Annotated in this window: 12 protein-coding genes; 6 read left to right on the top strand and 6 right to left on the bottom strand. The window is 47.2% G+C overall.

Annotated elements, in window-relative coordinates; all coding sequences use genetic code 11:
* Positions 1 to 58 precede the first annotated feature (58 nt).
* The gene (glnE, locus tag ICN43_RS10840; protein ID WP_216199689.1) at positions 59 to 2872 is read left to right on the top strand and encodes a bifunctional [glutamate--ammonia ligase]-adenylyl-L-tyrosine phosphorylase/[glutamate--ammonia-ligase] adenylyltransferase; all 2814 of its coding nucleotides are present in this window, start codon (positions 59 to 61) and stop codon (positions 2870 to 2872) included.
* A gap of 5 nt (positions 2873 to 2877) precedes the next feature.
* On the opposite strand, the gene recN is transcribed toward glnE, so the two are convergent.
* Entirely contained in the window at positions 2878 to 4548 is a 1671-nt protein-coding gene (recN, locus tag ICN43_RS10835; protein WP_216199687.1) for a DNA repair protein RecN, read from the bottom strand.
* Positions 4549 to 4574: 26 nt separating this feature from the next.
* A complete protein-coding gene (locus ICN43_RS10830) occupies positions 4575 to 5480 on the bottom strand; it encodes an NAD kinase (protein WP_216199685.1) in 906 nt (301 codons plus the stop codon).
* Between the two features lie 37 nt (positions 5481 to 5517).
* On the opposite strand from ICN43_RS10830, the gene hrcA reads away from it, so the two are divergent.
* The 5 genes from hrcA to dnaJ all read left to right on the top strand — a co-directional run bounded on the left by hrcA (position 5518) and on the right by dnaJ (position 11646).
* Complete coding sequence (gene hrcA, locus ICN43_RS10825) at positions 5518 to 6531, top strand: heat-inducible transcriptional repressor HrcA (RefSeq protein WP_216199683.1); 1014 nt, start codon at positions 5518 to 5520, stop codon at positions 6529 to 6531.
* Positions 6532 to 6575: 44 nt separating this feature from the next.
* Positions 6576 to 7670: a ferrochelatase gene (hemH, locus tag ICN43_RS10820; RefSeq protein WP_216199680.1), complete on the top strand. Its 1095-nt coding sequence runs from the start codon at positions 6576 to 6578 to the stop codon at positions 7668 to 7670.
* Between the two features lie 82 nt (positions 7671 to 7752).
* Positions 7753 to 8313 (top strand): nucleotide exchange factor GrpE, encoded by a 561-nt coding sequence (gene grpE / locus ICN43_RS10815; protein ID WP_216199678.1) that lies wholly within the window; start codon positions 7753 to 7755, stop codon positions 8311 to 8313.
* Positions 8314 to 8485: 172 nt separating this feature from the next.
* A complete protein-coding gene (gene dnaK / locus ICN43_RS10810; protein WP_216199677.1) occupies positions 8486 to 10417 on the top strand; it encodes a molecular chaperone DnaK in 1932 nt (643 codons plus the stop codon).
* 98 nt (positions 10418 to 10515) lie between these two features.
* A complete protein-coding gene (gene dnaJ, locus ICN43_RS10805; protein ID WP_216200086.1) occupies positions 10516 to 11646 on the top strand; it encodes a molecular chaperone DnaJ in 1131 nt (376 codons plus the stop codon).
* A 30-nt stretch (positions 11647 to 11676) separates the two neighbouring features.
* Here dnaJ and panB read toward each other — a convergent pair whose 3' ends face one another.
* The 4 genes from panB to ICN43_RS10785 all read right to left on the bottom strand — a co-directional run bounded on the left by panB (position 11677) and on the right by ICN43_RS10785 (position 15188).
* Positions 11677 to 12495, bottom strand: a complete 819-nt coding sequence (panB, locus tag ICN43_RS10800; protein WP_216199675.1) for a 3-methyl-2-oxobutanoate hydroxymethyltransferase — start codon at positions 12493 to 12495, stop codon at positions 11677 to 11679.
* A gap of 17 nt (positions 12496 to 12512) precedes the next feature.
* Positions 12513 to 13040, bottom strand: coding sequence for a 2-amino-4-hydroxy-6-hydroxymethyldihydropteridine diphosphokinase (gene folK, locus ICN43_RS10795; protein WP_216199673.1), 528 nt, complete (start codon positions 13038 to 13040; stop codon positions 12513 to 12515).
* A 70-nt stretch (positions 13041 to 13110) separates the two neighbouring features.
* A complete protein-coding gene (gene pcnB / locus ICN43_RS10790) occupies positions 13111 to 14511 on the bottom strand; it encodes a polynucleotide adenylyltransferase PcnB (RefSeq protein ID WP_216199671.1) in 1401 nt (466 codons plus the stop codon).
* Complete coding sequence (locus tag ICN43_RS10785) at positions 14508 to 15188, bottom strand: HAD family phosphatase (protein ID WP_216199669.1); 681 nt, start codon at positions 15186 to 15188, stop codon at positions 14508 to 14510. Before ICN43_RS10785 ends, pcnB begins: the two co-directional genes overlap by 4 nt.
* Positions 15189 to 15193 lie beyond the last annotated feature (5 nt).

Here is a 15193-nt window from a genome sequence, read left to right as displayed (position 1 = left end):
ATTTGGTTGATCGCCAAGCTTCTGTGGTTTCAGTCTAGAGTCGGATTAAGATGGAGAAATGACCGATTTTGCTACCCAGATTGAATTTTTAAAGCATCACTCCAGCTATGCTCAGCGCTGGCTGAATTCTCGACCTGAGTGGGTGGATTGGCTGCAGTCTCAGGGCGCTCATAAAGTCGATATTGCTGGCATTCGGGATTTATTAAGACCCTGTCAGGATGCTTTGGCTATTCCGGAGCAGGATGAGGCTCAATTTATGGCGGATTTGAGGCTCGCAAGACAACGTCTGATGCTCTGGATTGCCTTCCGAGACCTCAATGGTATGGCTGATCTCAGTGAGGTGACGCATGGCTTAAGTCATTTTGCCGAGGAGGTGGTGGCCCTATCCATTGCCTATATTCGCGTAGACCTCCAGCGTCGCTTTGGTATCCCATGGAGCAAGGTCACAGATTCCGAAATGCCTTTAATGGTCGTGGGTATGGGTAAGCTGGGTGGCTTAGAACTCAACCTGTCTTCTGATATCGACCTCATCTTTTTGTATGAGCATGAGGGCGATACTCAGGATGGGCCTAAAAGCTTGTCTTATCACGAGTGGTTTAGTCGAATGGGCAAGCGCTTAATCAAACTATTGGCAGAGCACGATGCAAATGGTTTTGTATTTCGGGTGGATATGCGCCTCAGGCCCAATGGAGATTCCGGCCCCCTAGTTTGTAGTCTTGACATGCTTGAGGAGTATCTGTTGGTGCAGGGTAGAGAGTGGGAGCGCTATGCTTGGATCAAGGGTAGATTAATTTCACCCTTGCCAGAATCAGCCGCCTTTGCCTATTGCGAGAGGGAGCTCGATCAACTTATTCGCCCCTTTGTCTATCGTCGCCATTTAGATTACGGTGTGGTTGCCTCCATTCGCGAATTACATGCGCAGATACAGCATGAAGCTGAGAAGCGCTCATCCAATCATCATGGCCGATCTCGGGATATTAAGTTGGGTCGTGGCGGTATACGTGAAATTGAGTTCTTAGCGCAAATGTTTCAGTTAATGCGTGGTGGCACAGATCCTCGCTTTCGTATTCGACCCACCCTTGAAGTATTGGATTTGGTAAAGCGCCAGGGTATTTTGCCCACAGCAGAAGTTGACGATCTGAAGGCGGCCTATGTTTACTTGCGAAACTTAGAGCATCGTATTCAGGTGTGGGAAGACCAGCAGACACACTATCTTCCTGAAGATGCAGATGCTCGCTCTCGCTTAGCTGCAAGCATGCTCGGCCCCAATCAAATTCAAGATCAGGCTACCTTTTTATCCGAACTCGACAAATACCAACTCTCGGTAGCTCAGTATTTTGAAAAAGCTTTTGTGCTCGATGATGCTGCACGCCTCGACAATACTTCATTGCCAGCTGGGTGGGAGCCTAACGATAGCCTTTTCCCACAGTCTGTGGCACGTTGGTTAGCCTGGACTGATAGCTCCAAGCAAAGGCAGTTACCAGAGAAAAGTAGAATCATTTTCAACAATCTCATTCGCAAAGCTGCGGACGGCTTGCAAGTAGATCCACCTACTGCCATTAGTGCAGATCAGGCATTGCTACGTTTCTTTGATTTATTGGAGGCAGTTGCTCGACGTAGCGCCTATCTATCGATTTTGTCGGAGTACCCTCAGGCACTATTTAATGTTTTGGCTTTACTTAAAGCCTCTCAATGGGGTGCAGAATATTTAACTCGGCATCCCCATTTGTTGGATTACTTACTCAACTCGCGTACTGAAAAGGCGCTAATTGAAGACCCCGAGCAGTATTGGCGTGAAGTAAAGGCGACTTTAGATATGCGTCTTGATGACGTGATGGCGGATGGTGATGGCTCAGAGCAGGCAATGGATATTCTGCGCGTTACTCATCACACTGAAACCTTTATCACTTTGCTAGCCGACTTGGGAATTGGAGTTGATCAAGAGCTTTCTGTGGAGAAAGTGAGCGATCATTTATCTGCCTTAGCAGACTTAATATTACAGACTACCTTTGAGCGTGTTTGGCCTGGTGTTGCTAAGAAATTTGATTTACCTCCAGATGTCCCGCTATTTGCTGTGATCTCTTATGGAAAGTTGGGCGGCAAAGAATTGGGATATGCCTCTGACTTAGACCTGGTTTTTTTATATCAAGCCAAAGAATCCGATTTTGCGGCTCAAGAAATTTATGCCTTACTGGCTAAACGAATGATTAACTGGTTAACTGCTTACACATCGACTGGCACCTTGTTTGAAATTGATACCCGTCTTCGTCCAAATGGCTCGGCAGGATTTTTAGTAACCAATGCTAATGCGTTTATGAAATACCAACTGCGCGAGGGTGATAACGCTGCATGGGTTTGGGAGCACCAAGCTTTAACCCGAGCAAGATTCTCGGCTGGGTCAAGAATCGTCGGCGAATTCTTTGACGGTGTTCGTTTTGAGGTTTTAAGTCAGGATCGTGATGTAGATGTGCTACGCCATGAGATTTTAGAAATGCGTCGTAAGGTTCATGCCGGACATCCAAATCCTAGCGCCGATTTTGATTTAAAGCATGATGCTGGCGGTATGGTTGATATTGAATTTATCGTGCAATTTTTAGTCTTAGCATTTTCAAACACCTATCCACAATTGATTGGTAACTTGGGAAATATTGCCTTGCTAAGAATTGCTGGCGCAGCGGGCTTAATTCAAGCCTCAATAGCTCTTCAGGTGGGAGATGCATATCGCTTGCTCCGAGCGCGTCAACATCGCTTGCGTTTAGATGGCGCAGAAAAGACTCGGGTAGATTTGGGGATTGAACCTCAACTGATAGAAGCAAGAGAGGTGGTGCTGGCTTTATGGCAAGAAATTTTTCTTGCCCCTTCAGATGCTTGAAAAAATTAGTTTGACTCTAAGAGCTCTCGAGCATGGCGACGTGTAGTATCGGTAAGAGTCGTTCCTCCTAGCATGCGAGCAATTTCTTCAACTCGCTCAGCTCTTCCTAGCGGTATAACCTGGGAGAGAGTTTTATCCCCCGCATGTGATTTGCTGACTTTCAGGTGGTGATTACCTTGCGCTGCTACTTGTGGCAAATGGGTTACACAAAGAATTTGATGTGACTCACCAAGTTGGCGCAATAATTTTCCAACGGTCTCTGCAACAGCGCCCCCAATACCTGCATCCACCTCATCAAATATGAGGGTTGGTGTAAAGGAGGCTTTGCTTGTGATTACGCTAATGGCTAGGCTAATGCGAGCCAACTCACCGCCAGAGGCTACTTTCGCTAGAGGGCGTGGGGTACTACCGACATGGCCTGCAACCAAGAATTCAATTTGCTCAAGTCCATTGGCACCGCCTTCGGCCAAAGGCAGCAGAGCTATATCGAGTTGTCCACCCGCCATCGATAAATCTTGCATTGCGGCAGTAACTTGCTTGCCCAAATCTACTGCCGCCTTTTTACGTTTTTGTGAGAGCTGCTTGGCTTGCTTGAGGTAGACAAGCTCTTCTTGCTTCACCTTCTCACGTAAAGCCTCGATATTTTGCGAGGCCGTTAGGGCCTCTAAACGCTCGGTGGTGTCAAGAAGTAGCTTTGGTAATTCATCTGCTTCAGTACGGTATTTTCTGGCTGCGCTATGGAGGGCTTGCATGCGCTCCTCTACTTCACTGAGGCGTGCAGGATCTAAGTCCAGTTTTTGTAAATATCGATTGAGGGTATGTACCGCCTCATCTATTTGAATTTGTGCCGACTCTAATGCTTGGCTAATATCGCTTAGTGCGGAGTCATGTTCTGCCAGTGCAGTCACATTAGAGCTGGCTTTAGAAAGAATGGACTCCACCGAATTGTCTGAGTCGCTCAGTACATCAATTGCCTCTTGGCAGCCACTAATAATTTTTGCGCCATTCGCTAGGCGAGCATGCTCACTCTGAATTGCAGTCCATTCACCTTCTTGTGGGGAGAGTTCAGTGAGCTCCTCTAATTGCCATTCTAGGCGCTCACGCTCACGCTCAATATCTTGCCCAGCATTTTCAGCTTGCTCTAATTTACGACGTGATTCACTCAGGGTTTTAAATAATAGAGAAATCTCTGCAACAAGATCCAAATGATTCGCATGGCGATCGAGAAGTGCACGCTGCGCACCACCTTTAAGTAATAGTTGATGTGCATGTTGCCCATGAATATCTACCAGCTGATCACCCGCCTCACGCAGCTGCGCTAAGGTTGCTACGCTGCCATTAATAAAGGCGCGGCTTCTGCCGCTAGCCTCTATAGTTCTTTTCAGGAGCAGGCTTTGTCCTTCATCTTCAGTGGGGAAGCCTTGTTCGTCAAGCCATTGATTGAAATGCTCAATTTGTTGGCGATCAATCCGAAAAAGAGCGCTAATTTCTGCTCGGTTGCAGCCCTCACGGATCTGACTGCTATCCGCACGCTCACCCAATACCAAGCTGAGCGCATCTAAAAGAATGGATTTACCGGCACCAGTTTCACCGGTGAGGACTGTAAAGCCCGAGGAAAATTCTAGCTCTAGCTGATCAACAATGACAAAGTCGCGAAGCGAAAGTGTTTGAAGCATGCCTTAGCGTACCAAAAAATTCGACATCAGAATGTCGAGGGATACTCATTCCAATGCAGCTTCTCTCGCAAGGTTTTGTAGTCACTGTGACTGCGAGGGTGAAGTAGGGTGATGGTTTTCTCAGACTGGCGTACTTCGATCGTATCGCCTGTTTGCAGATCGGTTTGGGATTGCATATCAAAGTTCACAATGACTTCTCTGCCATCAACCACCTCAATGCTGACCACAATCTCTTGTGGCAATACGATGGGGCGATTGGATAAGGAATGTGGGGCAATTGGCACCAAGAGGATTCCTGCTACCCGTGGATGTAGAATGGGGCCGCCGGCTGATAGGGCGTAAGCGGTAGAGCCTGTAGGGGTCGACACAATCAAACCATCAGAGCGTTGGTTGTACATAAATGAGCCATTGACGCGCACTGCCAGCTCGACCATTCCAGAGATTCCGGAACGATTTACAACTACGTCATTTAGAGCCAAAGCCTGGTTAATCTTTTTGCCATTGCGTATGACTACTGCATCCAATAATGTTCTAGTATCGGCCTCATACTCGCCAGTAATAATTTGCGGCAAGACTGTTTGAACATTTTGAATGGGGATATCGGTCATGTAGCCTAATCGACCCATATTGATGCCCACTAAGGGGACATTGCTGCCCGCAAGCTGCCTTCCAATGCCAAGCATCGTGCCATCACCCCCCAAAACTACCGCCAAATCTATGGTGTCAGTGAACTCCTCCACTTTTTTGATGGGAAAGGCGGTGAGCCCAAGATGGCTTGCGGTAGAGCTCTCGACATAGACTTCGCAATTTTGCTGGCGAAGAAGGGCCGCCAGGTCCTTGAGGCGCTCTTGGATGCCGTCAGCTTGATATTTGCCGACAAGCGCAACCCGGCTAAATGCCTTTTTGCTGGAATTTGGGGATGGGCTTAACATATAACGATTAAACCATACGCATAAAATCCCTTCAAATATGGATGATCGTTCACGCGCCTTACTAAAAACCCTCATCGAGCGCTATATCGAAGAGGGGCAGCCTATTGGCTCAAGAACCCTGTCTCGATTCTCGGGGCTGGATCTTTCTGCGGCCACAATTCGCAATGTTATGGCTGATTTAGAGGAAATGGGCTTAGTTACTAGCCCCCATACCTCAGCCGGCCGTATTCCAACCCCAAGAGGCTACCGTCTCTTTGTGGATACGATGGTGACAGTCCGCCCTCTAGAAGAAATTGCCACTCGCGAGATGGAAAAAGGGCTTTTGCCAGATTCTCCACAAAGGGTGCTGAACTCCGCCGCACAAATTTTGTCTAATTTGACCCATTTTGCTGGGGTGGTAATGACACCTAAGCGGGCACAAGTGTTTAAACATATCGAGTTCTTGAGGCTTGGTGAAGGGAAGATCTTGCTCATTATGGTGACCCCAGAGGGCGACGTTCAAAACCGCATTCTCCCCACTACGCAGGACTACACCCCAAGCCAGTTAGTGGAGGCGGGTAATTACATCAATACGCAGTTCGCTGGTAAGAGCTTTGCTGAGGTACGCGCACACCTTGCCTCCGATCTGGATAACTTGCGTACTGATATTTCTGGCTTAATGGCCTTGGCCTTGCACAGTGGCGTGAGCGATTACGGTATGGGTCAAGGCGATATGCTGCTATCAGGCGAGCGGCGCTTGCTTAATATTGGTGATCTCAGTACCAATTTAGATAAGCTGCGTAAGATGTTCGATATGCTTGAGCAAAAATCGGTTCTCATGCAGTTGCTTGATGTATCCAGTCATGCCGATGGCATTCAAATCTTTATTGGTGGTGAAAGTGATTTACTACCATATGAAGATCTCGCCGTCATTAGTGCGCCATACAGCGTAGATGGTCAGATCGTAGGAACTCTCGGTGTGATTGGCCCCACTCGCATGGCATACGATCGGGTGATTCCGATTGTTGACATTACCTCTAAGTTGTTATCTGGCGCATTGAGCTCTTCATAAGCAGTCTATATTTTTAGCCCCCATTTAATTAAGACGGATCTTCCTTGAATCAAAATCCCCACTTACGCCCCTCCAAGACAGCAGTGCTATTGCTGAACTTAGGCACGCCTTCCGCACCAACCGCTAAAGCGGTGAGGGTTTATCTCAAAGAATTTCTATCTGATCCACGCGTCGTAGAAATCCCCCGCATTATTTGGTGGTGCATTTTGAACGTTATTATTTTGCCAATTCGCAGTAGTGCGTCCGCAAAGAAATATGCATCAATTTGGTTGCCAAAATTAGGTTCGCCATTAATGCACTACTCCCGCCTGCAAGCCAAAGAGTTAGGTGAAAAATTCGCTAACCATGGTGAAGTGGTGTTGGTAGATTTAGCGATGCGCTATGGTGAGCCCTCCACTCAGCAAGCCTTGGAAGCCCTACAGGCTCAGGGTATGGAGCGCCTTCTATTGTTGCCACTATATCCGCAGTATTCAGCAACAACTACTGCCTCTAGTTTTGATGAGGTGTTTCGTATTCTTGGAACTTGGCGCAATCAACCTGAGCTACGATTGGTAAAGTATTACCACGACAACCCTGCCTATATTGCCGCACTGCGCGACCAAGTGCTCGGCGCATGGGATAAAGATGGGCGTCCAGATTTCGCTGCTGGCGACTATCTTGTGATGTCTTTCCATGGTTTGCCTAAACGTAATTTAATGAAGGGTGATCCATACCACTGTGAGTGCTTAAAAACAGGACGTCTGCTGGGTGAGTCATTGGGCTTAGAGCCTGGACAGTATTTGGTGACCTTTCAATCTCGTTTTGGTAAGGCGGAGTGGCTTAAGCCTTACACGGCTCCAACGATTGAAAAGTTAGGCAAAGAAGGCTGCAGAAGAGTGGATATTTTTTGCCCAGGTTTTCCGGCGGATTGCTTGGAGACATTAGAAGAGATCGCCATGGAGGCGCGCGAGATTTTCTTGGAGCATGGTGGCAAAGATTACCGCTATATCCCTTGCCTAAATAGCAATCCAAAGTGGATTGATGCCATGTACGAGATTGCCCAGCAGCATTTGTCTGGCTGGAGTTTAGGCGCAGAGTCTGATGCAGTATTGCACGAACGTGATCGCCTAGCTGAGCTGGCAAAAGCCAAAATTGCTTAAACTCCATTGCACTTGAAATTACCTTAGTCGGCCCCATACTGTTGAGTAGTAGACATCCTGATAGAAAAGTGAATTTGTACCCATGACCCAAGATAATCAAAATCCATCTCCTGAGCAGGAAAATATTGCCGCCGATTCTCAGGCTGAGGGCGGTGCCGATGCGGTTCCTGCAGATGCCGAAGTAAAGACACCGGAGCAAGAAATTGCTGAGTTAAATCAAAAGTTAACAGAGATGCAAGATAACTATCTTCGCTCAAAAGCTGAAGGTGAAAACATTCGTCGCCGCGCTGCTGAAGATGTCTCTAAGGCGCATAAGTTTGCGATTGAAAGTTTTGCTGAGCATCTTGTGCCAGTAACGGATAGCTTGTATGCAGCTCTGAACGCAGAAGCGGTGGATGCTAAAGCGTTTAAAGAGGGCCTAGAAATCACCCTCAAGCAGCTACTTTCAGCCTTTGAAAAAGGTCGCATGACTGAGATTAATCCTGCCATTGGCGACAAGTTTGATCCTCACCACCACCAGGCGATTGCTTCAGTGCCCTCAGAGCAAGAGGCCAATACCGTAGTTTCAGTGCTTCAGAGGGGCTATTCGATTGCGGACCGTATCCTGCGCCCTGCCTTAGTCACTGTGAGCGCACCTAAATAAGCTATAAAACCCCTAAACCAGGGGATTTTTAACAAAAAGCGGGCTAAAAAAGGCAGATTTCTGCCTTTTTTGCTTATTAGCCCTTGAAATAGCTCTTTTCGACCCCATTTATTGAATATCGATTTATTCGCAGTTTGACGAGATTACACATAACTTAATTTTTGGAGCCATTATGGGAAAGATTATCGGAATTGACTTGGGAACCACGAATTCGTGCGTTTCCGTTGTTGAAAACAATGCACCTAAGGTTGTCGAGAACGCTGAAGGCGGTCGCACAACTCCCTCCATCATCGCCTACGTAGAAGACGGTGAAGTATTGGTTGGCGCGCCTGCAAAACGCCAATCAGTTACGAATCCTAAAAACACCATTTATGCAGTGAAGCGTTTGATGGGGCGTAAATTTACTGATGCGGAAGTGCAAAAAGACATCGGTTTAATGCCTTACAAAATTATTCAAGCGGATAACGGCGATGCTTGGGTTGAAGCGCGTGATAAAAAAATGGCGCCGCAACAAGTGTCAGCAGAAATTCTGCGCAAAATGAAAAAGACTGCCGAAGATTATCTTGGTGAAGAAGTCACTGAAGCAGTGATTACTGTTCCCGCTTATTTCAATGATAGTCAACGTCAAGCAACTAAAGACGCAGGCCGGATCGCTGGTTTAGATGTGAAGCGCATCATCAATGAGCCAACTGCAGCGGCATTGGCATTTGGATTGGATAAGCAAGATAAAGTGGATCGTAAGATCGCTGTATATGACTTGGGCGGCGGTACATTTGACGTGTCCATTATTGAAATTGCCAACGTGGATGGAGAGAAGCAGTTTGAAGTGCTCTCTACTAACGGCGACACCTTCTTGGGTGGTGAGGATTTTGATCAACGCATCATTGACTGGATTATTGCTGAGTTCAAAAAAGAGCAAGGCGTGGATTTGAGTAAAGATGTATTGGCATTGCAACGTTTGAAAGACGCTGCTGAAAAAGCTAAGATCGAGCTCTCATCTGCACAGCAAACTGAAATTAACTTGCCTTACGTTACTGCAGATGCAGGCGGCCCTAAGCATTTGAACTTGAAGTTGACCCGCGCTAAGTTGGAGTCTTTGGTAGAGGAGTTGATTAACCGTACAGCTGGTCCTTGCTTAACTGCAATTAAGGATGCCGGTGTGAATGTGGCTGATATTGACGACGTGATTTTGGTTGGCGGTCAGACTCGTATGCCTGCTGTTCAGGACAAGGTAAAAGCAATTTTTGGCAAAGATCCGCGTAAGGATGTGAACCCAGACGAAGCGGTCGCGGTTGGTGCAGCGATTCAGGGCTCCGTGTTATCTGGCGATCGCAAAGACGTGTTGCTCTTAGATGTAACCCCATTGTCATTGGGTATCGAAACTTTGGGTGGCGTCATGACTAAGATGATCCCGAAAAATACAACCATTCCTACTAAGCATTCGCAGGTTTACTCTACAGCGGAAGACAACCAGCCAGCGGTAACAATTAAGTGCTTCCAAGGGGAGCGTGAGATGGCTGCTGCAAACAAACTACTTGGTGAGTTTAATTTGGAAGGTATTGCTCCAGCGCAACGCGGTATGCCACAGATTGAAGTGACCTTTGATATTGATGCCAACGGTATTTTGCATGTAACTGCAAAAGACAAAACGACTGGCAAAGAGAATAAGATCACCATTAAGGCAAACTCTGGCTTGACTGAAGAAGAAATTCAACGCATGGTGAAAGACGCTGAAGCGAATGCCGATGAAGATAAAAAAGCATTGGAATTAGTAACAGCGCGCAATACTGCGGATGCTTTGGCTCACTCAACCAAGAAGGCTTTGGAAGAGCATGGCTCTGCCTTGGAGGCTTCTGAGAAAGAGGCAATCGAAGCTGCCCTGAAAGAATTGGATGAGGCCATCAAGGGTAGCGATAAAGCTGCAATTGAAGCTAAGACTGAGGCTTTGGGTAAAGCAAGTCAGAAGTTGGGTGAAAAAGCCATGGCTGCTGAACAAGCTAAAGCTGGTGCTGCTCCTGGCGCAGCTACTGGTGGTACGCAAGCTGCCGCTCCGGATGCTGACGTGGTGGATGCGGATTTCAAAGAAGTGGATGACAAGAAGTAGTCCCTTAATTGATAGCCATTTAACGTAGTTTAGAAGTACTTAAATAACAAGTCGGCCCCGTGCCGACTTGTGTCATTCAGGTTGTTGAGAGGAATTTTGTGCCTACAAGTAAACGCGATTATTACGAAGTGCTTGGTCTTGCGAAGGGTGCCAGCGATGAGGAGCTAAAAAAGGCTTATCGGAAAATGGCGATGAAGTATCACCCTGATCGCAACCCTGATAGCAAAACGGCGGAAGCGCAATTTAAAGAAGTTAAAGAAGCCTACGAAACCCTCACGGATCCGAATAAGCGTGCCGCTTATGATCAATATGGTCATGCAGGCGTGGATCAATCCAGCGGCTTTGGTGGTGGTGGCTTTGGCGGCGGCGGTTTTGCGGATGCCTTCGGTGACATCTTTGGCGATATCTTTGGGCAAGGAGGTGGACGACAGTCTGGACCGCAGGTGTACAAAGGTGCTGATTTACGTTACAACATGGAGATCACTCTCGAACAGGCTGCTGAGGGTTACACCACGCAAATTCGAGTCCCAAGTTGGAGTGACTGTAAGCCATGTCATGGCACTGGCGCTGAGCCTGGCAGTAAAGCTGAGAGATGTACTACTTGCGATGGTCATGGCCAAGTCCGCGTCCAGCAAGGCTTCTTCTCGATGCAACAAACTTGCCCTAAGTGCCGCGGTACTGGTGAATATATTCCTAAGCCATGTAAGACTTGCCATGGTAGCGGTAAGCATAAAGAACAAAAAACACTTGAAATTAAAATTCCTGCGGGCATTGATGACGGTATGCGCGTCCGCTCTGTTGGAAATGGTGAGCCAGGCGTAAATGGTGGACCATCCGGCGATCTGTATGTCGAGGTTAGAGTCAAGCCTCATAAGGTATTCGAGCGTGATGGCAGTGATTTACATGTTCAGATGCCAATTTCTTTTGCTACTGCAACGATTGGTGGTGATATTGAAGTGCCAACTCTTTCGGGGCGCGTCGAGTTTCCGATTCCTGAGGGTACGCAAACTGGTAAAACATTCCGTTTGCGCAACAAGGGGATTAAGGGGCTACGCTCCACGATGGTGGGGGATCTCTTTGTTCATGTTGCCATTGAGACCCCAGTTAAGCTAACTGATGAGCAGAAAAAATTACTGCAGAAGTTCGATGACAGTCTTAAATCAGGTGGCGATAAACATAACCCCCATCAAAAGGGTTGGTTCGACGGCGTGAAGAGTTTCTTTAGCTAATTCTTTAGATGAGCTGGTAGCTCAAAACACTTAGCCAGCAAAGCCGTGTTCGGGTCCGGGGAATTTTCCAGATTTTACTTCTCGAACATAGGCTTTGACTGCTGCCTCAATCGAGGTATGCCCATCTAAAAAGTTTTTAACAAACTTTGGTGCCTTGCCTGGGCTGATGCCAAGCATATCTTGCAGAACCAAGACTTGGCCGGAGCAATCTGCGCCTGCACCAATTCCAATCGTTGGGATATGGAGTTCAGCGGTAATTTTTTCACCTAGAGATGCAGGAATAGCTTCAAGCACCACCATCTGTGCCCCGGCTTCCTGGCAAGCAAGTGCTTGTTCAAGCATATGGGTGGCAGCATCTTTCGATTTACCCTGTACCTTATAGCCGCCTAAGAGATGGACTGATTGTGGCAATAAACCTAAATGAGCGCAGACAGGAACACTTCGTTTCACTAAATAGTGAATGATGTCCACTTGCCAGTCACCGCCTCCTTCAAGCTTGACCATATCGGCTCCAGCACGCATGAGTGCTGCAGAAGAATCTAAAGCCTGTTCGGGGTCGCCGTAACTAGCAAATGGTAGATCGGCAATGAGAAAAGCGGAGGAGTTAGCCCGATTTACGCATTCTGTGTGATAGGCCATCTGCTCGACTGTGACTGGGGTAGTGCTGCTATGGCCTTGAATGACATTACCTAGTGAGTCTCCAACCAGGATGACTTCCACACCACAGCGATTCAATAGTGCGGACATCGTTGAATCATATGCAGTGAGCATCGTAATCTTTTCACCCTCGGCGTGCATCGAGAGGAGCTTTGTAATGGAGATTGGCTTTTCGCCTTGTAAGTAACTCATTGCCTGAGTTTAATGAATTAATGTGCGGATTGGCTATAAACGTCTTTTTCACCACAATTACAGTTGCGGCAAGGGAGTTTTTCAATGCGCTGATCCGCTACCTTGGGTAAATAAGCTTTCAGTTCACCCCAGTTAGGTAAGAAGAAGTCTGGGGCAATTTCTAGCAAAGGCAGCAGGACAAAAGAGCGCTCAATGATTCTGGGGTGGGGGATGGTGAGTTCGGTATCAGCTTGGGATACACCTTCAAATGCCAAGATATCTAAATCAATTGTGCGGGGGGCATTGGTGTAAGGACGCTCGCGACCGAATTCTTGCTCGACTGCTTGGCAGACGTGTAATAAGCCATATGGACTTAGTTGGGTTTCAATTTCAATTACTGCATTGATATAGTCTTCGCCAGTAGCTTGGAAGGGCGCGCTCTGGTAGAAGCAGCTTTTGGCTAGGATTTGGAGTTCGCAGCGCTGTGCAAGGCACACAATCGCGTCAGTAATAAGCTGACGCGTGTCACCGATATTTCCACCAAATCCAATAAAAGCTCGAGCCATGCTCATTCCAAACGATAGAAAGCTAAATGAAACTACCGAATCTACTTTACTGAATTTTTCTCAAGTCTGCTTAGTCTGCTGCACCCTCAGTGGGAAGGGCTGATTTGGCTTTTCTGCGGCGACGTCGTTTTGCGGGGCCGGCACTATTGCCAACCTCATTTTTGATGCCAGCCATTAAGTCATCTTGCCCTGCTGGATCGCTAGCGATGAAGTTGGTCCACCACTCTCCTAAAGCGGGATTTTTCTCGCCCGAAGCACAACGCAGGAGCATGAAGTCATAACCCGCTCTAAAACGTGGGGATTCAATGAGCCGGTAGGGATAGCGTCCAACGCGTTTTTCGAAGCGGGGCTGCATAGACCAGATTTCTCGCATATCGCTTTCAAAGCGACGTTGAATTACCATGCCGCTACTTTGGCTCGCAATGGTCTCATCCATGGCATCATGCAGCGCGGGAATATTGGCAATCCCCTTGGCAATATTCTTTTTCCAATTGCTCAGTAGGTCTGGCCAGAGCAAAGTCGCAAATAAGAATCCTGCTGAGACACTTTTACCTGATTGAATGCGTTGATCTGTATTAGCAAGTGCAATGCGAACAAAATCATTCGCCTCTTTTGAATCTGCGCTCTCATCTAGGATGTGATCTAGTAAAGGTAGTAGACCATGATGTAGTCCCGCCTCCTTAAGGCCTTGAATCGAAGCCCATGAATAACCAGACATGAGTAGCTTGAGGATTTCATCAAAGAGACGGGCGGATGGAACATCATTAAGCAACTTACCTAACTTGGCGATGGGTGCGCGAGTCGCTTCGTCTAAAGTAAATCCTGTCTTTGCAGCAAAACGAATAGCACGCAACATCCGAATTGGATCTTCGCGGTAGCGCTTAGTAGGGTCACCAATCATGCGCAATGTTTTCTTTTGCATATCGGCCATACCGCCGTGATAATCGAGTATGGTTTCAGTGGCGGGATCGTAGTACATTGCATTGATGCTGAGGTCTCTTCGAGCAGCATCTTCATGCTGGCTACCCCAGACGTTATCACGCAGGATGCGGCCATTTTCAGCCAGATGCTCACCAGCGTTTTCCAGTAAGGCTCTGAAGGTTGATACCTCAATGATCTCAGGCTGGCCTTTGCCAAAGAAGGTGACATGCACAATCTGAAAGCGACGACCAATCAGACGTGCCTTACGAAATAGTTTTTGTACTTGCTCGGGCGTAGCATTCGTTGCAACATCAAAATCTTTGGGGCCAATTCCTAAAGCTAAATCTCTTACTGCACCACCAACAATAAAAGCATCATAGCCAGCTTGTTGTAATGTCTGGGTTACCTTCACCGCATTTTTAGATAGCAAATGCGGATCAATACGATGTGTTTTTTTGGGGATTCGTTTCGGTGAACCTGAGCTATGAGCCACAGTATGTCGGATCATGGGGTCACGACGAAAAATGCGTTTAATAAATTTGGTAATCATGCGAAAAGTTCAAGTATGGGCCAGTGACGTTTTGAAGCTTCATCACGCAGGCGAGCATCCGGATTAGTGGCAACGGGATTGCTCACTTTTTCCAGGAGGGGTAAATCGTTGATGGAGTCAGAGTAAAAATAACTCTTTGGTAAATGATCTAACGCAAGGTTTTGAGTGGAAAGCCAATCATGCACTCGTTGAATTTTCCCTTCTCGGAAACTAGGTATACCTTTAACTTCACCAGTGAAATTAGCGAGAGGGTTATCTCCTAGGGTCGCGGGTTCAGTGGCGACAAGGTGTTCAATGCCAAAACTTTCTACGATGGGCCTAGTAACAAAGCTATTGGTTGCAGTGACAACGCAGCAAAGATCACCGGCATCTTGGTGACGCTTCACTAAATCAATTGCCTGTTGACGAAGTTGACCAGTAATCACTTCTTGCATAAAAGCGTCATGCCATTCTTTGAGTTGTGCACGAGAATGCTCTGAGAGCGGTTTTAATGCAAAGCGTAAGAATTCTTGAATGTTGAGCTTGCCATCTTTGTAATCTTGATAGAAGCGTTCATTTTGCTGAGCATAGTATTTGCTATCGACTACGCCAATACGCGATAAGAACTGACCCCACTCATAATCGCTATCGCAGGGAAGAAGGGTGTGATCTAGGTCGAACAGTGCTAATTGAGTCATTAATA

The sequence above is a fragment of the Polynucleobacter sp. UK-Mo-2m-Kol15 genome (assembly GCF_018881505.1).
GTDB lineage: Bacteria > Pseudomonadota > Gammaproteobacteria > Burkholderiales > Burkholderiaceae > Polynucleobacter.
The sequence above is the reverse complement of the archived record's forward strand: the minus strand, read 5'-3'. Positions and strand labels throughout refer to the sequence as shown.